At 73.9% G+C, this 26,156-nt stretch carries 29 protein-coding genes and 1 riboswitch; of the genes, 9 read left to right on the forward strand and 20 right to left on the reverse strand.

Going from position 1 to position 26,156, the window contains the following annotated elements; genetic code table 11:
- Positions 1-62: 62 nt before the first annotated feature.
- Both ACVJO7_RS26215 and ACVJO7_RS26220 read right to left on the reverse strand, forming a co-directional pair.
- The gene (locus ACVJO7_RS26215; protein ID WP_344020162.1) at positions 63-1,469 is read right to left on the reverse strand and encodes a glycine--tRNA ligase; all 1,407 of its coding nucleotides are present in this window, start codon (positions 1,467-1,469) and stop codon (positions 63-65) included.
- Between the two features lie 103 nt (positions 1,470-1,572).
- On the reverse strand, positions 1,573-1,902 hold the full coding sequence (locus ACVJO7_RS26220; protein WP_491675080.1) for an antibiotic biosynthesis monooxygenase: 330 nt from the start codon (positions 1,900-1,902) through the stop codon (positions 1,573-1,575).
- A 103-nt stretch (positions 1,903-2,005) separates the two neighbouring features.
- On the opposite strand from ACVJO7_RS26220, the gene ACVJO7_RS26225 reads away from it, so the two are divergent.
- Both ACVJO7_RS26225 and ACVJO7_RS26230 read left to right on the forward strand, forming a co-directional pair.
- Entirely contained in the window at positions 2,006-2,380 is a 375-nt protein-coding gene (locus ACVJO7_RS26225) for an ArsR/SmtB family transcription factor (RefSeq protein WP_344020166.1), read from the forward strand.
- 23 nt (positions 2,381-2,403) lie between these two features.
- On the forward strand, positions 2,404-2,841 hold the full coding sequence (locus ACVJO7_RS26230; protein WP_491675169.1) for a Fur family transcriptional regulator: 438 nt from the start codon (positions 2,404-2,406) through the stop codon (positions 2,839-2,841).
- Between the two features lie 4 nt (positions 2,842-2,845).
- Here the strand turns inward: ACVJO7_RS26230 and ACVJO7_RS26235 are convergent, their stop codons facing one another.
- A complete protein-coding gene (locus ACVJO7_RS26235; protein ID WP_491675081.1) occupies positions 2,846-4,201 on the reverse strand; it encodes an aminotransferase class V-fold PLP-dependent enzyme in 1,356 nt (451 codons plus the stop codon).
- A 50-nt stretch (positions 4,202-4,251) separates the two neighbouring features.
- Positions 4,252-4,365: riboswitch (SAM riboswitch) on the reverse strand.
- A gap of 143 nt (positions 4,366-4,508) precedes the next feature.
- On the opposite strand from ACVJO7_RS26235, the gene ACVJO7_RS26240 reads away from it, so the two are divergent.
- The gene (locus ACVJO7_RS26240) at positions 4,509-5,192 is read left to right on the forward strand and encodes a hypothetical protein (RefSeq protein WP_344020176.1); all 684 of its coding nucleotides are present in this window, start codon (positions 4,509-4,511) and stop codon (positions 5,190-5,192) included.
- An 80-nt stretch (positions 5,193-5,272) separates the two neighbouring features.
- A complete protein-coding gene (locus ACVJO7_RS26245) occupies positions 5,273-5,608 on the forward strand; it encodes a DUF2795 domain-containing protein (protein WP_491675082.1) in 336 nt (111 codons plus the stop codon).
- Positions 5,609-5,678: 70 nt separating this feature from the next.
- Here the strand turns inward: ACVJO7_RS26245 and ACVJO7_RS26250 are convergent, their stop codons facing one another.
- The 17 genes from ACVJO7_RS26250 to ACVJO7_RS26330 all read right to left on the reverse strand — a co-directional run bounded on the left by ACVJO7_RS26250 (position 5,679) and on the right by ACVJO7_RS26330 (position 20,765).
- Positions 5,679-6,080 carry a hypothetical protein gene (locus ACVJO7_RS26250; protein ID WP_344020179.1) on the reverse strand — a complete coding sequence of 134 codons (402 nt, stop codon included), beginning with the start codon at positions 6,078-6,080 and terminating at the stop codon, positions 5,679-5,681.
- On the reverse strand, positions 6,077-6,874 hold the full coding sequence (locus ACVJO7_RS26255) for an isoprenyl transferase (RefSeq protein WP_491675083.1): 798 nt from the start codon (positions 6,872-6,874) through the stop codon (positions 6,077-6,079). Before ACVJO7_RS26255 ends, ACVJO7_RS26250 begins: the two co-directional genes overlap by 4 nt.
- A gap of 32 nt (positions 6,875-6,906) precedes the next feature.
- Positions 6,907-7,293, reverse strand: coding sequence for a hypothetical protein (locus ACVJO7_RS26260; protein WP_491675084.1), 387 nt, complete (start codon positions 7,291-7,293; stop codon positions 6,907-6,909).
- 88 nt (positions 7,294-7,381) lie between these two features.
- Positions 7,382-8,263 (reverse strand): DNA repair protein RecO, encoded by an 882-nt coding sequence (gene recO / locus ACVJO7_RS26265; RefSeq protein WP_344020184.1) that lies wholly within the window; start codon positions 8,261-8,263, stop codon positions 7,382-7,384.
- Positions 8,264-8,309: 46 nt separating this feature from the next.
- Complete coding sequence (gene era, locus ACVJO7_RS26270) at positions 8,310-9,215, reverse strand: GTPase Era (RefSeq protein ID WP_491675085.1); 906 nt, start codon at positions 9,213-9,215, stop codon at positions 8,310-8,312.
- On the reverse strand, positions 9,212-10,492 hold the full coding sequence (lhgO, locus tag ACVJO7_RS26275; RefSeq protein WP_491675086.1) for an L-2-hydroxyglutarate oxidase: 1,281 nt from the start codon (positions 10,490-10,492) through the stop codon (positions 9,212-9,214). Before lhgO ends, era begins: the two co-directional genes overlap by 4 nt.
- 79 nt (positions 10,493-10,571) lie before the next feature.
- The gene (locus tag ACVJO7_RS26280) at positions 10,572-11,993 is read right to left on the reverse strand and encodes a hemolysin family protein (protein ID WP_491675087.1); all 1,422 of its coding nucleotides are present in this window, start codon (positions 11,991-11,993) and stop codon (positions 10,572-10,574) included.
- Positions 11,994-12,033: 40 nt separating this feature from the next.
- Positions 12,034-12,579, reverse strand: coding sequence for an rRNA maturation RNase YbeY (gene ybeY, locus ACVJO7_RS26285; RefSeq protein ID WP_491675088.1), 546 nt, complete (start codon positions 12,577-12,579; stop codon positions 12,034-12,036).
- A gap of 67 nt (positions 12,580-12,646) precedes the next feature.
- Positions 12,647-13,732, reverse strand: a complete 1,086-nt coding sequence (locus ACVJO7_RS26290; RefSeq protein WP_491675170.1) for a PhoH family protein — start codon at positions 13,730-13,732, stop codon at positions 12,647-12,649.
- Positions 13,733-13,856: 124 nt separating this feature from the next.
- The gene (locus ACVJO7_RS26295; RefSeq protein ID WP_491675089.1) at positions 13,857-14,564 is read right to left on the reverse strand and encodes an alpha/beta hydrolase; all 708 of its coding nucleotides are present in this window, start codon (positions 14,562-14,564) and stop codon (positions 13,857-13,859) included.
- Between the two features lie 402 nt (positions 14,565-14,966).
- Positions 14,967-15,731: a 16S rRNA (uracil(1498)-N(3))-methyltransferase gene (locus tag ACVJO7_RS26300; RefSeq protein ID WP_344020196.1), complete on the reverse strand. Its 765-nt coding sequence runs from the start codon at positions 15,729-15,731 to the stop codon at positions 14,967-14,969.
- Positions 15,728-16,096: a hypothetical protein gene (locus ACVJO7_RS26305; protein ID WP_491675090.1), complete on the reverse strand. Its 369-nt coding sequence runs from the start codon at positions 16,094-16,096 to the stop codon at positions 15,728-15,730. Before ACVJO7_RS26305 ends, ACVJO7_RS26300 begins: the two co-directional genes overlap by 4 nt.
- 101 nt (positions 16,097-16,197) lie before the next feature.
- A complete protein-coding gene (gene dnaJ, locus ACVJO7_RS26310) occupies positions 16,198-17,370 on the reverse strand; it encodes a molecular chaperone DnaJ (protein WP_358482685.1) in 1,173 nt (390 codons plus the stop codon).
- A gap of 53 nt (positions 17,371-17,423) precedes the next feature.
- Positions 17,424-18,443, reverse strand: a complete 1,020-nt coding sequence (gene hrcA / locus ACVJO7_RS26315) for a heat-inducible transcriptional repressor HrcA (protein ID WP_491675091.1) — start codon at positions 18,441-18,443, stop codon at positions 17,424-17,426.
- Between the two features lie 51 nt (positions 18,444-18,494).
- Entirely contained in the window at positions 18,495-19,697 is a 1,203-nt protein-coding gene (hemW, locus tag ACVJO7_RS26320; protein WP_491675092.1) for a radical SAM family heme chaperone HemW, read from the reverse strand.
- 43 nt (positions 19,698-19,740) lie between these two features.
- Positions 19,741-20,532: a hypothetical protein gene (locus ACVJO7_RS26325; RefSeq protein WP_491675093.1), complete on the reverse strand. Its 792-nt coding sequence runs from the start codon at positions 20,530-20,532 to the stop codon at positions 19,741-19,743.
- 11 nt (positions 20,533-20,543) lie between these two features.
- Complete coding sequence (locus ACVJO7_RS26330; protein WP_491675094.1) at positions 20,544-20,765, reverse strand: hypothetical protein; 222 nt, start codon at positions 20,763-20,765, stop codon at positions 20,544-20,546.
- 459 nt (positions 20,766-21,224) lie between these two features.
- On the opposite strand from ACVJO7_RS26330, the gene ACVJO7_RS26335 reads away from it, so the two are divergent.
- Genes ACVJO7_RS26335 through ACVJO7_RS26355 form a run of 5 tightly spaced genes read left to right on the forward strand, consistent with a single transcriptional unit; the run spans position 21,225 to position 26,095 of the window.
- Complete coding sequence (locus ACVJO7_RS26335) at positions 21,225-22,892, forward strand: nitrite/sulfite reductase (protein ID WP_491675095.1); 1,668 nt, start codon at positions 21,225-21,227, stop codon at positions 22,890-22,892.
- A gap of 16 nt (positions 22,893-22,908) precedes the next feature.
- On the forward strand, positions 22,909-23,103 hold the full coding sequence (locus ACVJO7_RS26340; protein ID WP_344020209.1) for an Insertion element protein: 195 nt from the start codon (positions 22,909-22,911) through the stop codon (positions 23,101-23,103).
- Positions 23,100-23,804 carry a phosphoadenylyl-sulfate reductase gene (locus ACVJO7_RS26345; RefSeq protein WP_491675096.1) on the forward strand — a complete coding sequence of 235 codons (705 nt, stop codon included), beginning with the start codon at positions 23,100-23,102 and terminating at the stop codon, positions 23,802-23,804. Before ACVJO7_RS26340 ends, ACVJO7_RS26345 begins: the two co-directional genes overlap by 4 nt.
- Positions 23,805-23,822: 18 nt before the next feature.
- Positions 23,823-24,743 carry a sulfate adenylyltransferase subunit CysD gene (gene cysD, locus ACVJO7_RS26350; protein WP_491675097.1) on the forward strand — a complete coding sequence of 307 codons (921 nt, stop codon included), beginning with the start codon at positions 23,823-23,825 and terminating at the stop codon, positions 24,741-24,743.
- The gene (locus ACVJO7_RS26355; protein WP_491675098.1) at positions 24,743-26,095 is read left to right on the forward strand and encodes a sulfate adenylyltransferase subunit 1; all 1,353 of its coding nucleotides are present in this window, start codon (positions 24,743-24,745) and stop codon (positions 26,093-26,095) included. Before cysD ends, ACVJO7_RS26355 begins: the two co-directional genes overlap by 1 nt.
- Positions 26,096-26,156 lie beyond the last annotated feature (61 nt).

The raw sequence follows: 26,156 nt of genomic DNA on the forward strand, positions 1-26,156 counted from the left end.
CACGCAGATCGGCCCCCGCCCGTACCCACGGGCGGGGGCCGATCCGTGTCGTGCGGGGCCGGTCAGCAGCCGAGCAGGCGGGTGGCCAGGTAGGTCTCGACCTGGTCCAGCGCGACCCGCTCCTGGGCCATCGAGTCCCGCTCCCGGATGGTCACGGCCTGGTCGGTCAGGGTGTCGAAGTCGACCGTGATGCAGAACGGCGTGCCGATCTCGTCCTGCCTGCGGTAGCGGCGGCCGATCGCGCCGGCGTCGTCGAAGTCGACGTTCCAGCTCTTCCGCAGCTGCGCCGCGAGATCGCGGGCCTTCGGCGACAGCTCCGCGTTGCGCGAGAGCGGCAGCACCGCGGCCTTCACCGGGGCGAGCCTGCGGTCCAGCTTCAGCACGACGCGCTTGTCCACGCCGCCCTTGGCGTTGGGCGCCTCGTCCTCGGTGTAGGCCTCGATCAGGAAGGCCATCATCGACCGTCCGACGCCGGCCGCGGGCTCGATCACGTACGGCCGGTAGCGGGTGTCGGTGGCCTGGTCGTAGAACGACAGGTCGACGCCCGAGTGGTTCGAGTGCGTCGTCAGGTCGAAGTCGGTGCGGTTCGCGATGCCCTCGAGCTCGCCCCACTCCTGGCCGGTGAAGTTGAACCGGTACTCGATGTCGACGGTGCGCTTCGAGTAGTGGGAGAGCTTCTCCTTCGGGTGCTCGTACTGCCGCAGGTTGGCGCCGTCGATGCCCAGGTCGGTGTACCAGCGGGTGCGCTCGTCGATCCAGTACTGGTGGATCTCCTCGTCCTGCCCCGGCTCGACGAAGTACTCCATCTCCATCTGCTCGAACTCGCGGGTCCGGAAGATGAAGTTGCCCGGGGTGATCTCGTTGCGGAAGCTCTTGCCGATCTGGCCGATGCCGAACGGCGGCTTCTTGCGCGAGGTCGTCTGCACGTTCAGGAAGTTGACGAAGATGCCCTGGGCGGTCTCCGGGCGCAGGTAGGCCATGCCCTCCTCGGACTCCACCGGGCCGAGGAAGGTCTTGAGCATCATGTTGAACTCGCGCGGCGCGGTGAACTGGCCGCGGGTGCCGCAGTTCGGGCAGGGCACCTCGGACAGGTCGTTCGGGTCGGCGGCCTCCGGGTCACGGCCCTTGCGCTCGGCGAACTCCTCGGCGAGCTGGTCGGCGCGGTAGCGCTTGTGGCACGACGTGCACTCGACCAGCGGGTCGGTGAAGGCGTTGACGTGCCCGGAGGCGACCCAGGTCTGCCGCGGCAGGATGACCGACGAGTCCAGGCCGACGACGTCGTCGCGGCCGGTGACCATGGTCTTCCACCACTGGCGCTTGATGTTGTCCTTGAGCTCGACGCCGAGCGGACCGTAGTCCCACGCCGACCGGGTACCGCCGTAGATCTCCCCGGAGGCGAAGACGAATCCGCGACGCTTGGTCAGCGCGACGATGGTCTCGATCTTGGCGGAGGTCGGCTTGCTGGCCACTGGCGGTACTCCAGGTCCGGGATTCGGGAATGCCCACCCGCGGATTCGCAAGGTGGGTTCTACAGATTACCGGCCCCGCATGACCCGATTCCGGCCGCCCGGCTCAGCCGAGCAGCGAGGGGTGGTGGGCGACGGACGCGCCGGGAGCCACCGACAGCAGGGTCTCGTGCGTCGACTCGGTCGTGGTGTCGGCCTCCGCCAGCAACGGGTGCACGTGCTCGCGGACCGGGAACGGCCCGAGCGCCCGCCGGTAGGCGTCGACCGAGTCGAAACGGACCGTCAGCACCCACTGCTGCCGGTCCTCGATCGCTCGGCCCGCCTCGCCGCCCCGGCAGCCCGGCTGGGCGGCGAGCAGCTCCAGGGCGCGGGCGGCGCGCGCGGTGAAACGGGGGGCCTCGTCGGGCGACACGGTGAACCGGCAGACCAGCAGCACGGCGCGACGATAACGAACACGCCTACCATGTCGGGTGCGGCCGGCTGGGCTCGATCAGCGCCGGGGGTGTGGCCGCCATCTCCGGGGACGGGACGGAACCACGATGTCTGCCGCAGCGGAGACCACCCGGACCCCGGGGTCGGACGAGCACGCCGGGGAGCACCACCCCGCGCCGGCTCCCGGCCCGGTCCGCGATCCGCGCACCCTCGCGGCGGCCGGCGACCTGCTGCGCGCGCTGGCGGCGCCGGTGCGGATCGCGATCGTCCTGCAGCTCCTGGAGCACGCGCGCTGCGTGCACGACCTGGTCGACGCGCTGGGCGTCACCCAGCCGCTGATCAGCCAGCACCTGCGGGTGCTGAAGTCGGCGGGTGTGGTCGAAGGTGAGCGCAAGGGCCGGGAGGTGCTCTACTCCCTGGTGGACGACCATCTCGCCCACATCGTGGTGGACGCGGTGGCGCACGTGGAGGAGGACTCGTGAGCGATCAGGCGGTGCAGGACGGGGTGGAACAGACCGAGCGTGCCGAGCGCTCGACGGCCGGTCCGCGCGGCATCCGGGCGACCCGGCAGCGGGCGGCGGTGATCGCGCTGCTCGACCGGATCGAGGACTTCCGGTCCGCCCAGGAGATCCACGAGGAGCTCCGCCGCACCGGCGAGGGCATCGGACTGACGACGGTGTACCGGACCCTGCAGACCCTCGCCGAGGGCGGCGAGGTCGACGTGCTGCGGACCGGCTCCGGCGAGGCCGTCTACCGGCGCTGCGCCAGCGAGCACCACCACCATCACCTCGTCTGCCGGCGGTGCGGCGCCGCGGTGGAGATCGAGGGGCCCGCCGTGGAGTCGTGGGCGCAGTCGATCGCCGAGCAGCACGGCTTCACCGACCTGTCGCACACCCTGGAGATCTTCGGGCTGTGCCGGGCCTGCTCGGCGGGCCGCGGCTGATCCCTCAGCGGTCGCAGCCCGGCAGCCCGGGCCGCTCCCCCAGCCCGAACGGGTCCAGCGGGCGCGGGTCCGGGGTGGGCGTCCAGCGGCCGTCGACGACGGCGTAGGTCCATCGCGGGCCGCGCCGGGCCAGCCGGCCGAGGGCGTCCACCAGCCGGTCGACGTCGGACCCGGTGCTGCGCAGGCCGAGCGAGGCGCGGACGGCGTCGTCGCCGTCGTTGCAGCGGGCGAGCAGCGGGTGCGCGCAGAACCGGCCGTCCCGCACGCCGATGCCGTGCTCCGCGGACAGCGCGGCCGCGACCAGCCCGGCCGGGAGATCGCCGAGGGTGAACGAGACGGTCGCGGTCCGGTCCGGCGCGTCGTCGAAGATCGACAGCGTGCGCAGGCCGGGCACCGAGGCGAGCCCGGCGTGCAACCGTGCGGCGAGCGCCCGCTCGTGCGCGGGCAGCTCGTCGTCGATCACCGGCTCCAGCGCGCGGCAGGCCGCCGCCAGCGCGGCCGCACCGAGCACGTTCGGCGTGCCGCCCTCGTGCCGCTGCGGCGCGGGCAGCCAGGCCACCTCGGTGCGGTCCCCGGCGACCGCCACCGACCGCACGGCACCGCCACCGGCGAGGTGCGGCTCGGCGGCGTCCAGCCAGTCCCGGCGCCCGACCAGCACACCGGCCCCGAACGGCGCGTAGATCTTGTGCCCGGACAGCGCGAGGTAGTCGGCGCCCCAGCCGGCCAGGTCGAGCCTGCGGTGCGGGGCGAGCTGTGCGGCGTCCACGCAGACCCGGGCACCGGCGGCGTGCGCGATCGCCACGACGTCGGCGATCGGCAGCAGCTCACCGGTCACGTTCGACGCCCCGGTGACGGCGACCAGCGCGGCGTCCGGGCGGGCGATGAGCTCGGCACGCAGCGCGTCCAGGGTCTCGGCGATCGTGCGTCCGGCCCGGACCACCCGGTGCTCGCCGTGCCGCCAGGCCAGCAGCGTCGCGTGGTGCTCCAGGTCCAGCGTCACCACCGGCCCCGGGACCGCCCGGGCGAGCAGACCGAGCGCGTCGGTGGTGTTGCGGGTGAACACGACGACGTCGTCGGGCCGGGCGCGGACGAAGCGGGCGACGTCGGCGCGCGCGTTCTCCAGCAGCGACGTGCAGACCCGCGAGGTGTAGCCGGCACCCCGGTGCACGCTGCCGTGGTAGGGCAGCACCTGCGCGACGTGCGCGGTGACCGCGGCCAGCGCGGGCGTCGAGGCGGCCGAGTCGAGATCGCAGTACCGGACCGGCCCGTCGTCGACCAGTGGCACGGTGAGATCGGCGCCGGTGACCGCGGGGAGCGCGGCGGCAGGGCGGGTGGTGTCGTGAAGCAGGGCAGCGGTCATGTCCGTCCTCCGGATCACAAGGATCCGGGGCAGCCGTGCTGCGGGTGCCGGATCCGCGCTTGCCGGCGCGGGTTTCGCGACGGCCCGGTCATCACCCGGGGCACCCCACCGCGGAGGAGGGTTGCCGGCCAGCAAGCCGGGGCTTCGCGCTGGCACTCGTGACCTTTCGGTGCAGGAGGCTAGCACCGGCCGCCGGATCGGCGGCACGGTGGCCACCCGGAGAGGCACAGGTCACAGAACGTCTCATAACGCGACACCGTGCCGCGGCACCCGCCGATACCGTGATCCACCGGAGGTGGGGTCGACGATGACCGACACGCACGACGACGGCGCACCCGGTGACGGTGCCCCCGCGGCACCGACCACGGTGCGGCGGATCGACGTCCCGGAGTCCGGCGAGCTGGCACAGCTCGCGGCGGTCTTCGAGGACCTGCAGTACGTGCTGCGCTGCTGCGAGCACCTGGTGACCGCACTCGGCGGGCCGGAGTCCGGCCCGGTCCGGGTGGACGCCGATCCGGCCCTGGTCGAGGCGCTGTGGACGGGGGCGGTGATCGGCTACGTCCGCTGCTTCTCCGGCCGCACCAAGACCCTCACCAAGGCCGACCTGGAGAAACTGGAGCTCGACGGCGACGTCGGCGACTTCCACGAGATGGTGGTCAAGCTGCGCGACCACTACGCGTCGCGGCACGTGAACCCGCGCGAGTCGTACTCGATCGGGGTCGCCCAGTCGAACGACGGCACCCCGCGCGGCGTCGCGATCGTCTCCACCCCGCGGCCGCTGGTCGACGAGACCACGGTCCGCCTGCTCGGCCGGGTCGCCTACGGGCTGTCCGGGCTGGTCGACGCCCGGATGACGAAGTCGCAGAACGACGTGCTCGGCGTCGCCCACGACATGACGCCCGCCCAGCTCTCGGCGCTGCCGCTGGTCCATCTCGCCGGCGAGGCGGAGGCGGCCGGACCGGCCGACGGGGAGAGCCCCGCCACCGGGTGACGCCCGCGGTGCATGGATCGCCGCACACCGGTAACCCTCCTGTCGACGAGCACGATCGCCGACGAGGAGGCAGTCCCCAGATGACGACCCGCACGACCACCCCCGACGCCGTCCACACCGCGCTGGACGGCGTCACGTTCCCGGCCGGCAAGGACGAGCTCGCCGCCGGGGCGGAGCGCAACGGCGCCGACGCCGCGACCGTCGAGGCGATCCGGGCCGTCCCGGCCGCGGACTACGGCTCGGTCACGGACGTCGTCGCCGCGGTCGACACCGCCGACGAGTCGCGGGAGGAGACCGAGCAGCTGCGGGCCCAGCGGCGCGCCCGGCACACCCACCCGGGCCTGTCCGAGGCGACCAAGGACGTCGACCCGGTCAACCCGATCGCCGAGGAGCTCGGCACCAACCGCAAGCGGTGAGGACGGGGCCGGGCCGGGCGACCGGCCCGGCCACCGGCCCGGCCGTCACACAGCTCAGTCGTCCACGAGTTCAGTCGTCCACGAGTTCTGCGCGCATGCTCGACGCCGACGACACGACCAGCATCAGCAGCGTGCCCATCGGCGCCTCGGCCAGGCCGGACGCCGGGAACGCATAGCGCAGCGTCACGTCCCAGCCGCGCTCGCCGCGCACCACCCGCGGGGTCCCGAACAGGCCCTCCCCCACGCCGAGACCGACCCGCGACGGCACGTCCGGATCGGCCAGGTCCCACGCCACCACGCAGGTGATGTTGAGGACCGGCAGGCCCTCCTCCAGCTCGGTGCCCTGCACGACGCACAGCACGCCGCCGTGCGCGAAGGTCAGCGCACCGTCGTCGTCGACGACGACGTCGTGGAACCGCTCGAGCGCCGCCCGGGCCGTCCCGAGCATCCCGGTGATCACCGCGTCGGTCACTGGCTCCGCACCCCGTCCGCCGTGCCGGCGTTGTCCTGCGCCCCGCCGAACCGCCGGTCCCGGCGGGCGTAGATCTCGATCGCCTGCCAGATGTGCCGGCGGTCGAAGTCCGGGAACAGCGTGTCCAGGAATACCATCTCGGCGTACGCGCTCTGCCAGAGCAGGAAGTTCGACGTCCGCTGCTCCCCCGACGACCGCACGAACAGGTCGACGTCGGGCATGTCCGGCTCGTCCAGGTGCCGGGCCAGCATCCGTTCGTCGATCTTGTCCGGGTTGATCCGCCCCTCGGCGGCGAGCCGGGCGATCTGCCGGACCGAGTCGACGATCTCCGCCCGGCCGCCGTAGTTCACGCACATCGTGAGGTTCAGGACGTCGTTGTGCCGGGTCCGCTGCTCGGCGACCTCGAGTTCCTTGATCACCGACCGCCACAGCCGGGGCCGCCTGCCCGCCCAGCGGACGCGCACGCCCATCGCGTCCATCTCATCCACCCGGCGGCGGATCACGTCCCGGTTGAAGCCCATCAGGAAGCGGACCTCGTCCGGGCTGCGCCGCCAGTTCTCGGTGGAGAACGCGTACGCCGACAGCCAGCCGACACCCATGTCGATGCAGCCGCGGGCGACGTCCATCAGCGATGCCTCGCCGCGCTTGTGGCCCTCCGTGCGGGGCAGGCCGCGGGCGTTCGCCCAGCGGCCGTTGCCGTCCATCACGAGGGCGACATGGCGCGGTACCAGCGCCGCCGGGATCGCCGGGGGCCGCGCGCCGGACGGGTGCGGTGGGGGAGGCTGGAACGGCACGTCCTGCACCCTACGTCGGCCCCCGGGACGGCTCAGATCCGGAACTGCTCGTCCGGTTCCTCGCGCACCGGCCAGGCCGGCACCTCCGAGTCCTCCAGCCGCTCCACGGTCTCCCGCAGCTCCCGCATCCCGCGGCGGCCGCGGGCCCGGTCGACCTCGGACAGCGGCTCGCTGTCCTCCGGGCGGATCACCGGCAGCATCGGGATCGCCGGCCAGGCGCCGTCCTCGGTGCGGGCCCGGACCTGGCGCATCGCCCGCGTCGGGCCGTCCGGCGGGGACTCGGGCAGCAGCTCGGTCCGCAGCGGGATGAGCTGGGTGGGCGCGACCGGCAGCCGCTGGGTCGCAGCGGCGAGCCGGCGGGTGCGCTCGGTCGCGGCCGCGTCGTCCCGGCCGTCCCGGGTGTGGGGTGGTGGGGTCACGTGCGCCTCTCCGTCGGATCCGATCGGTCAGCTTCGATCACGGGAGCGTAACGAGCGGCGGAGCGGGGTTGCCCGGCGGAAGCCCGGATCACCCGGTGGAGTCGGCGGATGTGGCACGATACGCGACCGGCGGTCCACCGTCGGCGGGCCGGGCACCGGCCGGACCGTTCGACGCCGCCGGGAGGCCTTCCGGCGGGCGCTGCGGCGCAACCGGATCCGGCCCGGGACGGGTCCGGGGCCTGCGGTCCACCAGCGGCAACGAACGGAGCTGCCGCTCCAGGTGCCACTGCAGGTGGGCCGCGACCAGGCCGCTGGCCTCGCGGCGGGTCGGGTCGGCCGAGGCGTCGGCGACCGTCCAGTCACCGTGCAGCAGCGCCTCCAGCAGCGTGACCGTCTCGGCGGCCGGGGTGACCGACCCGGGCGGCCGGCAGCGCGGGCAGACCATCCCGCCGCCGGCGACGGTGAACGCCCGGTGCGGGCCCGGTGTCGCACAGCGCGCGCAGTCCGACAGCGACGGCGCCCAGCCGGCGTGGCTCATCGCGCGCAGCAGGAACGCGTCCAGCACCAGCGCCGGTTCACGCAGGCCGTCGGCCAGCGCCCGGGTCGCGCCGAGCAGCAGCAGGTACACCCGCAGCGACGGCTCCCCCTCCTCGGAGACCAGCCGGTCGGCGGTCTCCAGGATCGCGCAGCCGCACGAGTACGCCGACCAGTCGGCGACGATCGCCGGGGCGAACGCGTCGACGGTCTGGGCCTGGGTGACGACGTCGAGCGTGCGGCCGGTGTAGCACTGCACGTCGACGTGGTTGAACGGCTCCAGCCGCGCCCCCCAGCGCGACCGGGTGCGGCGCACACCCTTGGCGACCACCCGGATCTTCCCGCGCTGCCGGGTGAGCATCGTGACGATCCGGTCGGCCTCGCCGAGCTTCTGCACACGCAACACGATCCCGGTGTCGCGGTACAGCTGGGCCATGCACCCAGCGTAGGCGCTGCCCCGCGGCCCGGCGCGCAGGCTCGGCTCAGAAGCCGAGCTTGCGCAGCTGCTTGGGGTCGCGCTGCCAGTTCTCCGCAATCTTCACGTGCAGGTCGAGATAGACCTTCGTGCCGAGCAGCCGCTCGATCTGCCGCCGGGCGTCCGAACCGACCTGCTTGAGCCGGGCACCGCCGCGGCCGATCACGATCCCCTTCTGGCTGGACCGCTCGACCCAGACGATCGCGTGGATCTCCAGCAGGTTCGTCTTCTCGATTGTCTCCTCGACCGTGACCGCGATCGAGTGCGGCAGCTCGTCCCGCACCCCCTCCAGGGCGGCCTCCCGGATGAGCTCGGCGACCAGGGTCTCCTCCGGCTCGTCGGTGAGGTCGCCGTCCGGGTAGAGCTGCGGGCCCTCCGGCAGCTGCGCGACCAGCAGATCGGCGAGCAGCGACACCTGGAACCCGGACTGCGCCGAGGTCGGGACGACCTCGGTGAAATCCATCAGCCCGGAGACCTCGGCCAGCCGCTCCGCCACCTGTTCCGGCGGTGCCAGGTCGGTCTTGGTGACGACGGCGATCACCGGGGTGTGCACGGCGACCTTGCGCAGCTCCTCGGCGATGAACCGGTCGCCGCGGCCGACCTTCTCGTTCGCCGGGACGCAGAACCCGACGACGTCGACCTCCGCCCAGGTCTCGCGCACCACGTCGTTCAGCCGGGAGCCGAGCAGGGTCCGCGGCCGGTGCAGACCGGGCGTGTCGACCAGGACGATCTGGGCGTCCTCGCGGTGCACGATGCCGCGGATCGCGTGCCGGGTGGTCTGCGGCCGGCTGGAGGTGATCGCGACCTTCCGGCCGACCAGCGCGTTGGTCAGCGTCGACTTGCCGGCGTTCGGCCTGCCGACGAAGCAGGCGAAGCCGGACCGGAAACCCTCCGGGGAGGTCGGGAGCGTCACGCGGCGGCACCCAGCCGGCCGAGGATCTCCCGGCCGATCGGCAGGGCCGCGGTCGCCGCCGGGGACGGCGCGTTGAGCACGTGGAGGATGGACCCGGCCGCGCCGGCGCCGTCCGGGCCGGGCTGGTCGAGGAACAGGAAGTCGTCGACCAGGGTGCCGTCGGCCTTCACCGCCTGCGCCCGGACGCCGGCGCCGGCCGGGTGCAGGTCTTCCGCGGTCACGTCGGGGAGCATCCGCTGGATCTGGCGGACCATCGCCCGGCGGGACAGCGACCGCTGCACCTCGCCGATGCCGTAGCGCCAGTGCTTGCGGGCGATCCGGATCATGCCGGGGTAGGTGAGGGTGCCGAGCAGCTCGGCGGGCCGGATCGTGCGCCAGTCGTAGCCCTCCCTGGCCATCGCCAGTACGGCGTTCGGCCCGGCGTGCACGTGGCCGTCGATGCCGCGGGTGGCGTGCACCCCGAGGAACGGGAACTCCGGATCGGGCACCGGGTAGATCAGGCCGCGGACCAGCGACGCGGCCCGTTCGGAGAACCCGGAGTACTCGCCGCGGAACGGGACGATGCGCACGCCCGGATCGGCGCCGGCCAGGGTGGCCAGCTCGTCGCAGCGCAGGCCGCCGCAGACCACGACCCGCTTCCCGAGCAGATCGCCCTGCGAGGTCCGGACCACCACGTCGGACGGGCGCCGGGCGAACCCGGTGACGGCCCGGCCCAGGTGCACCTCGCCGCCCGCCTTCTCCACCAGCTCGCCCAGCTTCTCGGCGATCGCGCGGTAGTCGCAGATGCCGGTGGAGGGCACCCACAGCGCGGCGAGGCCGCGGACGTCCGGCTCGTAGGTCTTCATCCCGTGCTCGTCGAGCCGGTGGTTCTCCACCCCGTTCGCGTCGCCGCGGCGGGCCAGCTCGTCGAGCCGGGGCAGCTCCGCGGGCTCGGTCGCCACGACCAGCTTCCCGCACACCTGGTGCGGCAGGTCGTGCTCCCGGCAGAACGCGACCGTCTCCGCGCACCCGGCGACCGCGAGCCGGGCCTTGTAGCCGCCGGGCGCGTAGTACAGACCGGAGTGGATGACGTTCGAGTTGTTGCCGGTCTGGTGGTTCGCCAGCCGGGGCTCCCGCTCGACGACGGCGACCGACAGCCCGGCGGCGGTCGCGGCGAACGCGGTGGCCAGGCCGACGATGCCGCCGCCGACGACCACCAGGTCGTAGGACGGTGTCGGGGGCAGTCCGGCACCGGCCGGGATCGCCCCCGGGGCGCCGTCGCGGTCGCTTCCAGCCATCGGTTCCTCCTCCGGTCCCGCGGCGGGCGGGGCCGTTGTGCTGCTCGTCCGCACGGCCGGTCCGGGCCGTGCCGGGGTCTTACGCCCGGTCGGCGCGGACCGCGCCGCTGTGCTCCGCCGGATCGCCCGCGGCCGGATCGGGGCCGTCGTCGGGCTGCGCGGGCGTGGTCTCGTCGTCGTCTGCCACCGGTTCGAGCGGGCTGACCAGCACCGATGTGATCCGGATCCGGCCGCGGGCGTCCTTGCCGCCCTCGCCCTCCAGGCGGAGCAGGCCCTCCACCTCGGCGACCGCGCCGGGCAGCGGCACCTTGCCCAGGCGCTGGGCGAGCAGGCCGCCGACGGTGTCGACGTCGGCCGTCTCCAGCGCCCGGCGCAGCTCCTCCTCCCGCGGGGTGCCGCGGAAGCGCCCGGCGAACAGCTCCTCCAGGTCCTCGACCGGCAGCCGGGAGGCCACCCGGAACGCGCCGTCGTCGACCTCGGCGACCTCCGGGATCTCCTCGGTGTCGTACTCGTCGGTGATCTCCCCGACGATCTCCTCGAGGATGTCCTCGATCGTCACCACACCGGCCGTGCCGCCGTACTCGTCGACCACGACGGCCATGTGGTTGCGGGTGCGCTGCATCTCGCGCATCAGCTCGTCGCTGCGCTTGGAGTCGGGCACGAACGCGGCCGGCCGGAGGATCTCGGGCAGCGACTTCTGCGGGGCGCCGCGGAACTGCGCGTCGTCCCGGGCCCGGACCAGGTCCTTGAGGTACGCGACGCCGATCACGTCGTCGATGCCCTCACCGAGCACCGGGATCCGCGAGTAGCCGCTCTTGAGGGCCAGCCGGAGCACCTTGTCGACCGGGGTGTCGCGCTCGGCCCAGACCACGTCCGGCCGCGGCACCATGATCTCCCGGACCGGGGTCTCCCCCAGCTCGAACACCGAGTGGATCATCTTGCGCTCGCCCTCGTCGACCACGCCCCGGTTGCTGGCCATGTCGACCAGCTCGCGCAGCTCGACCTCGGTGGAGAACGGCCCGTCCCGGAAGCCGGGGCCGGGGGTGATCGCGTTGCCGAGCAGGATCAGCAGCTTCGCCAGCGGGGACAGCACGGTGCCGAGCGCCCGGATCGGCGCCGCGAGCAGCAGCCCGATCCGGTACGGGTGCTGGCGGCCGAGCGTGCGCGGGCCGACGCCGACCAGCACGTAGCTCGCGATCACCATGATCACCCCGGTCAGCAGGAGGCCGATCCACGGCGCGGAGAACAGCGGAGCGAGCGCGACCGCGAGCAGGATGACGGCGACGGTCTCGCAGGTCACCCGCAGCAGCATCAGCAGGTTGACGTGCCGCGGCCGGTCCGCGACGACCGCCGACAGCGCGTTGCCGCCGGCCCGGCCGCTGCGCACGACCGCCTCGACCCGGGCCCGCGAGATCGACATCAGGGCCGAGTCGGCGGCCGCGAACACCCCGGCCAGCAGAACGAGAAGAAGTGTGGCGACGATCAGCCAGACGGTGGTCACTGGTCCTCCGGAGCCGCGTGATCAGGGTCGGACGGTACGGTCACCGGCCCGTTTCCTCCTCGAAACCGGCGGCGCCGAGCAGCCGGTCGTCGCTGCGGCGCTGGGCCTCCCGGGCCCGCAGCTGGGCCCGGTCGTCACGCCAGCGGACCAGCAGCCGGTTCTGCAGCGCGAACATCTCGCGCTCGTCCTCCGGTTCGAGATGGTCGTAGCCGAGCAGGTGCAGGATGCCGTGCACGGTCAGCAGGTGCAGCTCGTCGGCCAGGGTGTGGCCCGCCTTGCGGGCCTGGTCCCTGGCGAACGCCGGGCACAGCACGACGTCGCCGAGCAGGGCGGGGCCGAGATCCGGCGCATCGGGGCGCCGGCCGTCCTCGGCGAGCGAGTCCATCGGGAAGGCCATCACGTCGGTGGGGCCGGGCTCCTCCATCCAGCGGACGTGGAGCTCCTCCATCGTGTCCAGGCCGACCGCGGTGACCGCCAGCTCGGCGGCCGGGTTCACCTTCATCGCGTCCAACGCGTACCGGGCGACCGACACGATCTGTGCCTCATCGATCGCGATCCCGGACTCGTTGACGACCTCGACGCTCACCCGTGTCGCCCCGTCCCCACCGTCTCGTCCGTCTGGTTCCCGGCCAGCGTAGACGGGTGGTCCGACACTATCGGCGGCGCCCGCCGTGCCGGGTCGGCGGACCGTTGCGCGGCGCCCCGTTCCCGGCGTTCACCGCCGCGCGGCGCTCGGACACCGCGTCGAACCGGGCGTAGGCGTCGACGATGTCGGACACCAGCCGGTGCCGGACGACGTCGGCGCTGTCGAGGTAGGAGAAGTGCACGTCCTCGATGCCCTCCAGGATGTCCTGCACCACGGCGAGCCCGGAGCGGGCGTTGCCGGGCAGGTCGACCTGGGTGATGTCACCGGTCACCACGATCTTCGAGCCGAAGCCGAGCCGGGTGAGGAACATCTTCATCTGCTCGGGCGTGGTGTTCTGCGCCTCGTCCAGGATGATGAACGCGTCGTTGAGCGTGCGCCCCCGCATGTACGCCAGCGGCGCGACCTCGATCGTCCCGGCGGCCATCAGCTTGGGGATCGACTCCGGGTCGATCATGTCGTGCAGCGCGTCGTAGAGCGGCCGCAGGTACGGGTCGATCTTCTCGAACAGGGTGCCCGGCAGGTAGCCGAGCCGCTCCCCCGCCTCGACCGCCGGCCGGGTCAGGATGATCCGGTTGACCTGCTTGGCCTGCAGCGCCTGCACGGCCTTCGCCATCGCCAGGTAGGTCTTGCCGGTACCGGCCGGGCCGATCCCGAACACGACGGTGTGCGCGTCGATCGCGTCGACGTAGCGCTTCTGGTTCAGCGTCTTCGGGCGGATCGTCTTGCCGCGCCGGGACAGGATGTCCAGGCTCAGCACCTCCGCCGGGGACTCGCCCAGCCGGCCGCACTCGGCGTCGGCGTCGGCGTCGGCGTCGGCGAGCATCGCCACGGTGCGCCGCACCGTGTCCGCCCCCACCAGCTGGCCACGCCCGGCGAGGGTGATCAGCTCGGTGAAGACCCGCTCGGCGAACGCGACGTCGCCGGGATCACCGGAGAGGGTCAGCTCGTTGCCGCGGACGTGGACGTCGGCGGCCAGCTCGTCCTCCGCGGTACGGAGGCTCTCGTCGCGCGAGCCGAGCAGCGAGAGCAGCGCGGTGTCCGGTACGGAGATCTTCGACCGGACGGTCCCGCCCGGTGCCGCGTCGGACCGCAGGTCGGTCCGGGGAATGGAGCCGGGGTCGGTGCCGGTCAAGGGTGTGATCGCCTGCCTCTGTCTCGCGCGGTCGGTTGCCGGAATGGTACCCGCGCAACGCCGCCCGGCACCCGCCCATTCCGGCTCACCCGTCGACGAGCCCCTCCAGTGCACCCAGCGCCGCGGCCCAGCCGGGATGCGCGGGATCGATGAGCTGCACGTGGTCGGCGCCCTCGACCCGGACCAGCTCCGCGGAGTCGCCCGCCGCGGTCGCCTCGGCGACGAACGCCTCGCTCTGCGCGATCGGGACGGTCGCGTCGGCGGTGCCGTGCACGCACACCGACGGCACCCCCAGCGGCACCCTGCGGATGGGGCTCGCGATCGCGTACCGCTCCGGCGCCGAGCGCGGGGTGCCGCCGACCAGGGCGTCCACCGCGCTGTCGCCCAGGGAGGCGGCCGCGGCCAGATCGAGCACACCGGCCAGCGGGACGACGCCGGCCATCCGCACCACCGGATCGGCACCCGGGTCACCGGGCTGCTGGCCCGGCCGGGCGGCCAGCCAGGCCGCCAGGTGCCCGCCCGCGGAATGCCCGAGCGCGTAGACCTTGCGGAGGTCGAACCGGGTGCTGCGCAGGGTGGACAGGTGGTCGGCGGCCATCGCGACGTCGTCGAACGTGGCCGTCCAGCCACCGCCCGCGTCGACCCGGCGGTACTCGACGTTCCAGGTGGCGAACCCGGCCGCGACCAGCGCGGCCGCCACCGGGCGCATCAGCCCGAGATCGCTGCCGGCCCGCCAGAACCCGCCGTGCACGACGACGACGATCGCCCGCGGCAGCGGCCGGTCCTCCGGCACCGTGAGCTCGCCGAACTGGTCGGGATGGCCGCCGTAGGCGATCCGCTGCGGCTCGGGCGGGGCGCGGTCGCGGTGGCCTCCGGCTCGGCGGGGACGTCGTCCCGGCCGCCGCAGGCACCGATCAGCGGCGTCGCGGCGAGACCGCCCAGGAGCACCCCGAAGGTGCGGCGGTCGATCCGCGGGGAGTGGTGTGGATCACGCACGCGGCGGATCATCGCACGTGAACGGGACGACGACGAGCAGATCGACCGGAACGGGACCGTCCAGATGCAGGGCGCGGACCGGACGGCGGCCTCCCGTCCCGGTCCGCCGGCGGTGCATCTGCGCCCGTCCGGTGGGCCGGGACGTGGCCCGCGCCGACCATCATCGGCCACCTGCTGCCGCACGAGGCCGCGCCGGCGCTCAGCCGCCCGGATCGGCGGCGTCCCAGCGCCCGGTCCGGACCGCGATCGCACCGAGTGCCACGCAGGCGGCGGTCGAGGCGCGCAGGACCTCGGGGCCCATCCGGACCGGGACCGCACCGGCCCCGGTCAGCGCGGCGAGCTCGTGCTCGTCCACCCCGCCCTCCGGGCCGACCGCCAGCAGCACCTCACCGGACCGCGGCAGCTCGACGTCGGCCAGGCCGGCCCGGGCGGACTCGTGCAGCACCAGCGCGAGATCCGCCCCGGCGACCCGCTGCGCGAGCTGCCGGGTGCTGACCGGCTCGCCCACCTCGGGCTGCCAGGGCCGGCGGGCCTGCTTCGCGGCCTCGCGGACCGTGCTGCGCCAGCGTTCCAGGGCCTTCGCGCCGCGCGGGCCGTCGTCCCACCGGGCCACGCAGCGGGCCGCCTTCCAGGGCAGGAACCCGTCGGCGCCCGCCTCGGTCGCGGTCTCCACCGCCAGCTCACCACGGTCGCCCTTGACCAGTGCCTGCGCGACGACGACGCGGACCGCCGGCCGGGGAACGTGCACCACGTCGAGCAGGCGGACCGCCAGCGCGTCGCGGCCGACCGGGGCGACCGCCTCGGCGTGCGCGACGGCGCCCCGGCCGTCGGAGAGCATCAGCGCCTCGCCGGGCCGGAGCCGCCGGACCGTCGCTGCGTGCCTGCCCTCCGGGCCGTCGAGGACCGTCTCGGCGCCGGCCGGGGCGTCGATGCCGTCGACCAGGAAGAGCGGCGCCGTCGTCACGACGGCGGTGGGAGGCGGCGCAGGATCTCGCGGAGCATCCCGGTGTGCTCGGCCAGCGTCGCGGTGTGCTCGGCCAACGTCGCGGTGTGCTCGGCCAGCATCGCCGCGTGCTGCTCGTGCAGCCGCGTGTGCTCGGCCAGCGTCGCCGCGTGCTGCTCGTGCAGCCGGGTGTGCTCGGCCAGCGTCGCTGTGTGCTCCGCCAGCGTCGCCGCGTGCTGTTCGTGCAGCCGCGTGTGCTCGGCCAGGGTGCCGGTGTGCCCGTCGACGATGTCGCGGACGTCCACGACGGTGTCGGCGACGGCACGGAGGGTCTCGTCCTGGGAGTCGACACGGCGGGTCAGCGCGGCGATCTCTGATCGGGTCACGCCGCCCACCATGACAGCCGGACCGGTCCCACCGCGGCGGTTCGCGAAGATCGGGAAACGGCAGCCGCGGACGTCGGCACGGACCCCCACGGCGGGGCGTCTCATCGCCCGCCCCAGGTGTCGCGCAGCCGGGAGAACAGGCCGTGCCCGTTGCGCGCGCCGCCGACCAGATCGGGCTGCTCCTCGCCGCGCAGCCGCGCCAGCTCGCGCAGCAGCTCGGTCTGCTCCTTGTCCAGCCTGGTCGGCACCGCCACCTCGATGTGCACGAGGAGATCGCCGTAACCGTCCACCCGGCCGGTGGAGCGCAGCCGGGGCATGCCCTTGCCGCGCAGCGTGCGGACCGCGCCGTGCTGGGTCCCCGCCTCGATCCCGATCTCCTCCACGCTGCCGTCGAGCAGGGTCAGCGGCAGCGTCGTCCCGAGCGCGGCGGCGGTCATCGGGAGCGGCAGCGTGCAGTGCAGGTCCGAGCCGTCCCGGGTGAAGATCTCGTGCGGGGCCTCCTCGACCTCGACGTACAGGTCGCCGGCGGGCCCGCCGCCCGCGCCGACCTCGCCCTGGCCGGCCAGCCGCACCCGCATCCCCTCGGCGACGCCGGCCGGGATCTTCACCGCGACGTTGCGCCGGGACCGGACCCGGCCGTCGCCGGCGCACTGCCGGCACGGCTCCGGGATGACCTCACCGAACCCGCGGCAGGTGGGGCAGGGGCGGGCGGTGACGACCTGGCCGAGGAACGACCGCTGCACGCTCTGGATCTCCCCGGAACCGCCGCAGGTGTCGCAGGCGGTCGGGTGGGTGCCCTCGGCGCAGCCGGATCCCTGGCACTGGGTGCACATCACCGCGGTGTCCACGGTGAGATCGCGCTGCACGCCCGCGGCGCACTCCTCCAGGGTCAGCTCCATCCGGATCAGCGCGTCCGCGCCGGGCTGCACCCGGCTGCGCGGGCCCCGGCCGCGGCCACCGGCCGCGGTGCCGCCGAAGAAGGCGTCCATGATGTCGCTGAACCCGCCGAAGCCGGCGAACGGATCGCCACCACCGGCACCGCCACCACCGCCGCGCGGGTCCAGCGGGTCCCCGCCGAGGTCGACGATCCGCCGCTTCTCCGGATCGGTCAGCACCTCGTAGGCCGCGCTGACCTCACGGAAACGCTCCTGCGCCGCAGCGTCGGGATTGACGTCCGGGTGCAGTTCCCTGGCGAGTCTGCGGTACGCCCGCTTGATCTCCGCGGCGTCGGCGCCCTGCTCGACGCCCAGGATCCCGTAGTAGTCGCGTGCCACCTGGCTCTTTTCCTCTAGGTCCTTCGTTCACTGGCGGCGGGGAGGTCCGCCGATTACCGCCCGGTCAGGATCTCACCCACGTAGCGGGCGACCGCATGCACCGCCGAGATCGTGCCTTGGTAGTCCATCCGGGTCGGTCCGACGACGCCCATCCCGCCCAGCGGTGTCCCCGAGCCGTACCCGACGGTGACCACCGACGCGGTCCGCAGGTCCTCGGCCTCGTTCTCCTCGCCGATCCGGACCGTGACCAGCCCGGACTCCTGGGAGGCCGCGAGCAGCCGCATCACGACGACCTGCTCCTCCAGCGCCTCCAGCACCTGGCGCAGCGAGCCGGGGAAGTCACCGTGGCTGCGGGTGAGGTTGGCCGTGCCACCGAGCACCATCCGCTCCTCCGGGTGCTCGACGAGCGTCTCGATCAGCACCGTCGCGACCTGGGTCAGCGACATCCGCAGGTCGTCCGGGCCGGTCTCGGGGAGCTCGGCGACCGCGGCGGACGCCTCGGAGAGCTTCCGCCCGTTCAGCGCGTTGCCGAGCATCTCCCGCAGCCGGGACACGTCGGCGTCGTCGAGGACGTCACCGAGATCGACCACCCGCTGGTCCACCCGGCCGGAGTCGGTGATCAGCACCAGCATCAGCCGGGCCGGGGTCAGCTGGACGACCTCGAGATGGCGGACGGTGGAGCGGGTCAGCGTCGGGTACTGCACGACGGCGACCTGCCGGGTCAGCTGGGCGAGCAGCCGGACGCTGCGACGGAGCACGTCGTCGAGATCGACCGCCCCCTCCAGGAACGACTGCACGGCCCGCCGCTCGGCCGCGGACAGCGGCTTGACCTGCGAGATCCGGTCGACGAACTGGCGATAGCCCTTGTCGGTCGGGATCCGCCCGGCGCTGGTGTGCGGCTGGGCGATCAGCCCCTCCTCCTCGAGGACGGCCATGTCGTTGCGCACGGTCGCGCTGGACACCCCGAGGTTGTGCCGGTCGACGAGCGCCTTCGATCCCACGGGCTCGTGGGTGGAGACGTAGTCGGCGACGATGGCCCGCAGTACCGCGAACCGCCGCTCGTCGGCATTCATGTCCCGCGCACCTCCCCGGGCGGTGGGTCCCCTTCGGCTGTCCCGTCCATTCTATGCGCCGACGGGCGGTGCGGGCCGGGCCGTCGCCGCGGCGTGACCGGCGTCCCGCTCCGGGGCCAGCAGCAGATCGGTCACCACCCGGTCGGCCAGCAGCCGGCCCCGATCGGTCAGCACGGCCCGGCCCGCCGCGTGCGCGAGGGGTTCCAGCAGGCCATCGCCCGCCGCCCGGTCGGCGGCGTCCCGGCCCGCCGGATCGAGCAGGTCCAGGGCCATCCCCTCGGCCAGCCGCAGCCGCAGCATGACCCGCTCGGTGTAGCGCTCGGCGGCGGTGAGGTGCTCCCGGCCGCCCTCGGGCGACTCGCCGGCGGCGAGCCGGGCGGCCCAGCGCGCCGGGTGCTTGACGTTCCACCAGCGCACCCCGGCCAGGTGCGAGTGCGCGCCGGGCCCGACGCCCCACCAGTCGCCGTCGCGCCAGTAGCCGAGGTTGTGCCGGCAAGCGGCCCCCGGCAGCGACCAGTTCGACACCTCGTACCAGTCCAGGCCGGCCGCCCGCAGTCGCGCGTCGAGCAGCTCGTAGCGGGTGGCCGCGACGTCGTCGTCCGGTGCGGGCAGCTCGCCGCGGCGGACCCGGCGGTGCAGCGCGGTCCCGTCCTCCACGATCAGCGCGTAGGCCGAGACGTGGTCGGCTCCCGCCTCCAGGACGGCGTCGGCGGAGCGCCGGAGGTCGTCGTCGGTCTCGCCGGGGGTTGCGTAGATCAGGTCCAGGTTGACGTGGCCGAACCCGGCCGCCCTGGCCTCCCGGGCGGCGGCGACGGCGCGGCCGGGGGTGTGCGTGCGGTCGAGCACGGCGAGCACGTGCCGGGCCGCGGACTGCATGCCGAGCGAGACCCGGGTGTAGCCGCCGTCGCGGATGCCGGCGAAGAACCCGGGCGAGGTCGACTCCGGGTTGGACTCGGTGGTGACCTCCCAGCCCGGTGCGGTCCGGAACTCCGACCGGACGGCGTCGAGCACCGCCGACAGCCGCCCGGCGCCGATCAGTGACGGCGTGCCACCGCCGACGAACACGGTCTCGACGGTCCGGTCGCCGACCGTGCGGGCGGCCAGCGCGATCTCCCGGCGGGCGGCGTCGAGCCAGCCGTCCGGCGAGGACGCGTCACCGGCCAGCTCGGAGGCGGTGTAGGTGTTGAAGTCGCAGTAGCCGCAGCGGGTCGCGCAGAACGGCACGTGGACGTAGATCCCGAAGGGGGGTGGCACGCCTTCCGAGTGTGCCACCCCCGCCACAGCGCACTCAGCGCACTCAGCGCACGGTCCCCCGGCGGGCCCGCCGCACCGCGGCCTCGAGGGCACCCAGGTCGAAGCCGTGCACCGGGTAGGACACCCGGCCGGGTCCGGTCTCGAGCAGCTCCAGCAGCACCTCGTCGTCCGGGCGGTGCCGCAGCGTCACCAGCAGCCGCGCCGGCAGGAGCCACTCCGCGCCCGGGCGCCGGTGACCGACGACGTCGAGCTCCAGCCCGGAGACGGCGGACCACGGGAGGCGCACCGGCCGGTCCCGCTCGGTCGGGACGACGAGCTCGATCCCCTCGCCGGTGAACCTCACCCGGCTGTGCCGCCGGATCCGGGCCAGGCCGGCGGCCGTCCCGACCATGCCCAGCAGGCAGATGCCGCCGACCGAGCAGAACAGCACCCATCCGACGAGACCGAGTTCGGTACGGCCGCGCAGGTCGAGCACGATGCCGGCGGCGCAGACCACGACGATCGTGGCCGCGGCCACGGCCGGCGCGGCACCCCGCAGCACCGCTCCCCACGCCGGCCCGACGGTGCCCGGCACGGGCTCCGGCCCGGCGGCCGGGCGGGCGGTCCAGCCGGACCCGTACGCCGCCCCGGCCCGATCGAGCGGGCCGGTCCCGATCTCACCGGACGGCACCCGGCACCGGCGCAGCCGGTCCCGCACGGCCCCGGCGTCGAACCCGGCGAGGCCCAGCTGCAGCCGCCCGGCCGGCACGTCGATCTCGAGCACGTGACCGGCGTGCAGGTACCGGTGCGTGGCCCCGTTCCACCGGCGGACCTCCCGCACCCCGGCCCCCAGCACCTGCGCCGGGGTCAGCCGGACCGGATCCGGCCAGCCGTGGGCGACGATGCCGCCGGCCCCGACGTGCAGTCGCCCGCCCCGCGCGCGGAGCGCACGGCCAGGGCCGCGCCGAGCCCGAGCACGCCCACCACGATCGCGGCCGCGACGAGCAGGCCGGTCAGCCCGTCCCCGGGCCGTCCGGCTCCGGCCGCCGCCGTCGGCACGAGCAGCAGCACGGCCGCGCCACCGGCCACGACCGGGGGCAGGGTACCCGGCGGAGGGCCGCGGCCGGAGCGGCTCGTCGGCGGAGGTGCCCTCGGGCACCGCGGGCGGGTCGGGGGTGCTCATGACGGGATCGTCGGCTGCCGGAGGGGCGTCGCACGGCGGATCGGCCGTCCCCGTTCGCAGGTGCGAAGCCCGGGCGGATCGACAGACCGGGTTCCGCGGTGAATCATCGGGGGCGGGCAGCCCGGTGAGCCCCGTCCCACTATGCGAACTGCCCTTTGGCTCCCGTCCGGACACCATGAGAGGCTGGACAACGTGCACGCGCTCCGTCTCCGCCTCGTGGCCCGTCGCCACGTGGACCTGAACCGGACACGCAGCGCGCTCTGTCGCCGTCCCTCCTGACGGCCCCGTATTCCCACCCCGGGCCGCTCCGCGTCCGTCCCGGGCCGGGGTGTGCCCGCGCCACCGACACCCGGAGCACCCACCACATGGCGCCCTCGAAGACCGCTCCTGGCCGCGCGCGCGGCCAGGGCCAGTGGAAGCTCGGCCACCGCGAACCGCTCAACCCGAACGAGCGGAGCAAGCGCGACGACAACCCGCTCAACGTCCGGTCCCGGATCGAGAACATCTACGCCAAGCGCGGTTTCGACTCGATCGACCCGGCCGACCTGCGCGGGCGTTTCCGCTGGTGGGGGCTGTACACCCAGCGTCGTCCCGGGATCGACGGCGGCCGCACCGCGGCGCTGGAGCCCGAGGAGCTCGACGACTCCTACTTCATGATGCGGGTCCGGCTCGACGGCGGCGCCGTCTCGGCCGCGCAGCTGCGCGCGCTCGGCGAGGTGTCCCGGGACTACGGCCGGGACACCGCCGACGTCACCGATCGCGAGAACATCCAGTACCACTGGATCCGGGTCGAGGACGTCCCGGCGATCTGGACGAAGCTCGAGGGCCTGGGCATGCAGACCACCGAGGCCTGCGGTGACTGCCCGCGGGTGGTGCTCGGCTCCCCGGTCGCCGGGGTGTCCGCCGCGGAGGTGCTCGACCCGACCCCGGCGATCGACGAGATCGTCCGCCGGTTCATCGGTGACCGGGAGCTGTCCAACCTGCCGCGCAAGTTCAAGTCGGCGATCTCCTGGCAGCAGGACGTGGCGCACGAGGTCAACGACATCTCGTTCGTCGGCGTCGAGCACCCGGAGCACGGCCCCGGCTTCGATCTGTGGGTCGGCGGCGGCCTGTCCACCAACCCGAAGATCGCGCAGCGGCTCGGGACGTGGGTGCCGCTCGACGAGGTGCCCGACGTGTGGCACGGCGTCGTGCAGCTGTTCCGGGACTACGGCTACCGCAGGCTGCGGCACCGCGCCCGGATCAAGTTCCTGATCGCGGACTGGGGCGCGGAGAAGTTCCGTCAGGTGCTGCAGGACGAGTACCTGGAGCGGCCGCTGCTCGACGGCCCGGCGCCCGAGGTCCCGGAGCGGCCGATCGACCACGTCGGCGTGCACAGGCAGAAGGACGGGCGCAACTACGTCGGCGTCGCACCGCCGTCCGGCCGGGTGTCCGGCACGACGCTGATCGCCGTCGCCGAGGCCGCCGAGCGGGCCGGCTCGGACCGGATCCGGTTCACGCCGTACCAGAAGATCGTCGTGCTGGACGTCGCCGACGACCGGCTGGACGGGCTGATCGAGGACCTCAACCGGCTCGGCCTGCCGGCCCGGCCCTCCACCTGGCGCCGGTCGACGATGGCCTGCACCGGCATCGAGTTCTGCAAGCTCGCGATCGTCGAGACCAAGGAGCGGGCGATCCGGCTGGTCGAGGACCTGGAGAAGCGGCTGGCCGACGTGGTGCCGGACGTCCCGATCAGCCTGCACCTCAACGGCTGCCCGAACGCCTGCGCCCGCACGCAGGTCGCCGACATCGGCCTGAAGGGCCAGATCGTCACCGACGCCGACGGCAACCAGGTCGAGGGCTTCCAGGTGCACCTCGGCGGCGGGCTCGGCCTGGACGCCGGCTTCGGCCGCAAGCTGCGCGGGCTCAAGGTCACCAGCGCCGAGCTGGGCGACTACGTCGAGCGCATCGTCCGGAACTTCGCCGCCCAGCGCGCGGACGACGAGCGGTTCGCGCAGTGGGTGCTGCGGGCCGACGAGGCGGACCTCAAGTGAGCGCGGGAGGCACGGAATGAGCCAGCGAGCCGCACCGTTCTACTGCCCGTACTGCGGGGAGGAGGACCTCCGGCCGGCCGAGCGCAGCCAGAACAGCGCAGGCGGAGCGAGCCTGAACGCCGCGTGGTGGTGCGCCGGCTGCCTGCGCACGTTCGTCGTGACCTTCGTCGGCATCGGCGTCCCGGAGACATCTGGAGCGGATCGATCATGAGTGTTGCCCTGGAGACCGACCTGCGCGCGACCGCCGAGCGCGGCGCGGCCGAGCTGGGCCCGGACGCGACGGCCGAGCAGCTGCTCGGCTGGGCGGCGGAGACGTTCGGCGACCGGCTGATCGTCGCGTCCAACATGCAGGACGCGGTGCTGGTCGACCTGGCCCACCGGGCGAAGCCCGACGTGGAGGTCCTGTTCCTGGAGACCGGCTACCACTTCGCCGAGACGATCGGCACCCGGGACGCGGTCGACGCCGTCTACCCGGAGCTGACGATCGTCAACGCGGCCGCCGAGCAGTCGGTGGCCGAGCAGGACGCCGAGTACGGCCGCGACCTGTTCGCCCGCGAGCCGGACCGCTGCTGCGCGCTGCGCAAGGTGGTGCCGCTGCAGCGCACGCTGTCCGGGTACGACGCCTGGGTCACCGGGGTGCGCCGGGTGGAGGCGCCGACCCGGGCGGCCACCCCGCTGATCACCTACGACGACAGGTTCGGCCTCGTCAAGATCAACCCGATAGCGGCGTGGAGCGACGCGGACGTGGACGCCTACATCGCCGCCCACGGGATCCTGGTGAACCCGCTGGTCGACGCCGGCTACCCGAGCATCGGCTGTGCACCGTGCACCGCGAAGCCCGCCCCGGGCTCCGATCCCCGCTCCGGCCGCTGGTCGGGCCGGGCCAAGACCGAGTGCGGCCTGCATGGCTGACACGGACTCACGAGGGAGATGGGTGTGACCACCGCTGTCACGAGCCCGAAGCTGGACGCGCTGGACGCGCTCGAGTCGGAGGCGATCCACGTCTTCCGCGAGGTGGCCGGCGAGTTCGACCGGCCGGTGATCCTGTTCTCCGGCGGCAAGGACTCGACCCTGCTGGTGCACCTGGCGGTGAAGGCGTTCGCCCCGGCCCCGGTGCCGTTCCCGCTGCTGCACGTCGACACCGGCCACAACTATCCCGAGGTCATCGAGTTCCGGGACCGCATCGCCGCGACGCTGGGCCTGCGGCTGGAGGTCGCGCGGGTCGAGGACTACCTCGCCGACGGGCGGCTGGTGGAGCGGGCCGACGGCACCCGCAACCCGCTGCAGACCCAGCCGCTGCTGGACGCCATCGCCGAGCACCGCTTCGACGCCGTGTTCGGCGGCGGCCGCCGGGACGAGGAGCGGGCCAGGGCCAAGGAACGCATCATGTCGCTGCGCGACGCGTTCGGCCGCTGGGACCCGCGCAAGCAGCGACCCGAGCTGTGGAACCTCTACAACGGCCGGCACGCGCCCGGCGAGCACGTCCGGGTCTTCCCGATCTCGAACTGGACCGAACTCGACGTGTGGCGCTACATCCGCCGCGAGGGGATCGAGCTGCCGCCGATCTACTTCGCGCACTCCCGGCCGGTGTTCCGCCGGGACAGCATGTGGCTGGCCGAGGGCCCGTGGGGCGGGCCGCGCGCCGGCGAGACCCTGGAGACCCGCACGGTCCGCTACCGGACCGTCGGCGACGGGTCGTGCACCGGCGCGGTCGAGTCGACCGCGTCCACGCTCGACGAGGTGATCGCCGAGGTGACCGCGTCCCGGCTCACCGAACGGGGCGCCACCCGGGCCGACGACCGGCTCTCCGAGGCCGCCATGGAGGACCGCAAGAAGGAGGGCTACTTCTGATGGCCGGCACAGACTCGGCACAGCCGCGGGACCTGCTGCGGTTCGCCACCGCCGGCTCCGTGGACGACGGCAAGTCCACCCTGGTCGGACGGCTGCTCTACGACACGAAATCGGTGCTGGCCGACCAGATCGAGGCCGTCGAGCGCGCCTCTGTCGACAAGGGGCTGACGACGCCGGACCTGTCGCTGCTGGTCGACGGGCTGCGGGCGGAGCGCGAGCAGGGCATCACGATCGACGTCGCCTACCGCTACTTCGGCACCCCGACCCGCGAGTTCGTGCTCGCCGACACCCCGGGCCACGTCCAGTACACCCGCAACACCGTCACCGGCGCCTCCACCGCGGAGCTCGCGGTGCTGCTGGTCGACGCCCGCAACGGCGTCGTCCCGCAGACCCGGCGGCACGCCGCGGTGCTGTCGCTGCTGCGGGTGCCGCGGCTCGTGCTGGCCATCAACAAGATCGACCTGATCGACTACGACGAGGCCAAGATCGCCGACATCGAGCGCGAGTTCACCGACCTCACCCGCTCGCTCGGGTTCGACGATGAGGCCGTCCAGGTGATCCCGCTGTCCGCGCTGGTCGGGGACAACGTCGCCACCCGCAGCCGGCGCACCCCCTGGTACACCGGTCCGACCCTGCTCGAGCACCTGGAGGACGTCCCGGTCGGCGGGGTGGGCGGGAGCGCGGCGGCCGACGCCCCGTTCCGGCTGCCGGTGCAGTACGTGATCCGGCCCCGCAACAGTGCCGAGGCCCGCTCCGCCGACGCGTCGCTCGGGGACCTGCACGACTACCGCGGCTACGCCGGCCAGGTCGCGTCCGGCACCGTGCGGCCCGGCGACGAGGTCGTCGTCCTGCCGGAGGGGCACCGGACGACGGTCTCCGAGGTGCGCACCGCGGACGGCCCGCTGGCCGTGGCCGGCGCCGGACTGTCGGTCACCGTGCTGCTCGCCGACGACATCGACGCGCCGCGCGGCGCGATGATCGCCGCCGCGGCCGATCCGCCCGAGGTCACCACCGAGCTGGACGCGACGCTGTGCTGGCTCGCCGAGAAGCCGCTGACGCCCGGCGCCCGGCTGCTGCTCAAGCACGGCACCCGGACCACCCCGGTGATCGTCGGTGCGCTGGCCGCGCGGCTGGACACCGAGGCGGTCACCTACACCGACGCCCCGGACCGGCTGGAGATCAACGACATCGGGCGGGTGTCGCTGCGGGTCGCCGATCCGCTGCCGGTCGACGCCTACGCCCGGGTCCGGACCACCGGCGGGTTCCTGCTGATCGACCCGCCGACCGGGAACACGCTGGCCGCCGGGCTGGTCGGCGATCCGCTCGCCGCCGTGCCGGGCGCCGGGGGCTGAGACCCCGGGAGCCCGGACACCGGAGCCACCCGGCGCGCGGCGACACACCGACCGAGAGACC

The organism is Pseudonocardia sp. DxW (assembly GCF_058448985.1).

What these genes read in the sequence shown, in the direction of transcription:
- ACVJO7_RS26225 (WP_344020166.1), top strand. Translation starts at nt 2,006, where the DNA reads ATGTCTGCCGCAGCGGAGACCACCCGGACCCCGGGGTCGGACGAGCAC.
- ACVJO7_RS26235 (WP_491675081.1), bottom strand. Translation starts at nt 4,201, where the DNA reads ATGACCGCTGCCCTGCTTCACGACACCACCCGCCCTGCCGCCGCGCTC.
- ACVJO7_RS26240 (WP_344020176.1), top strand. Translation starts at nt 4,509, where the DNA reads ATGACCGACACGCACGACGACGGCGCACCCGGTGACGGTGCCCCCGCG.
- ACVJO7_RS26245 (WP_491675082.1), top strand. Translation starts at nt 5,273, where the DNA reads ATGACGACCCGCACGACCACCCCCGACGCCGTCCACACCGCGCTGGAC.
- recO (WP_344020184.1), bottom strand. Translation starts at nt 8,263, where the DNA reads ATGGCCCAGCTGTACCGCGACACCGGGATCGTGTTGCGTGTGCAGAAG.
- lhgO (WP_491675086.1), bottom strand. Translation starts at nt 10,492, where the DNA reads ATGGCTGGAAGCGACCGCGACGGCGCCCCGGGGGCGATCCCGGCCGGT.
- hrcA (WP_491675091.1), bottom strand. Translation starts at nt 18,443, where the DNA reads ATGAATGCCGACGAGCGGCGGTTCGCGGTACTGCGGGCCATCGTCGCC.
- ACVJO7_RS26335 (WP_491675095.1), top strand. Translation starts at nt 21,225, where the DNA reads ATGGCGCCCTCGAAGACCGCTCCTGGCCGCGCGCGCGGCCAGGGCCAG.
- ACVJO7_RS26340 (WP_344020209.1), top strand. Translation starts at nt 22,909, where the DNA reads ATGAGCCAGCGAGCCGCACCGTTCTACTGCCCGTACTGCGGGGAGGAG.
- ACVJO7_RS26345 (WP_491675096.1), top strand. Translation starts at nt 23,100, where the DNA reads ATGAGTGTTGCCCTGGAGACCGACCTGCGCGCGACCGCCGAGCGCGGC.
- cysD (WP_491675097.1), top strand. Translation starts at nt 23,823, where the DNA reads ATGGGTGTGACCACCGCTGTCACGAGCCCGAAGCTGGACGCGCTGGAC.
- ACVJO7_RS26355 (WP_491675098.1), top strand. Translation starts at nt 24,743, where the DNA reads ATGGCCGGCACAGACTCGGCACAGCCGCGGGACCTGCTGCGGTTCGCC.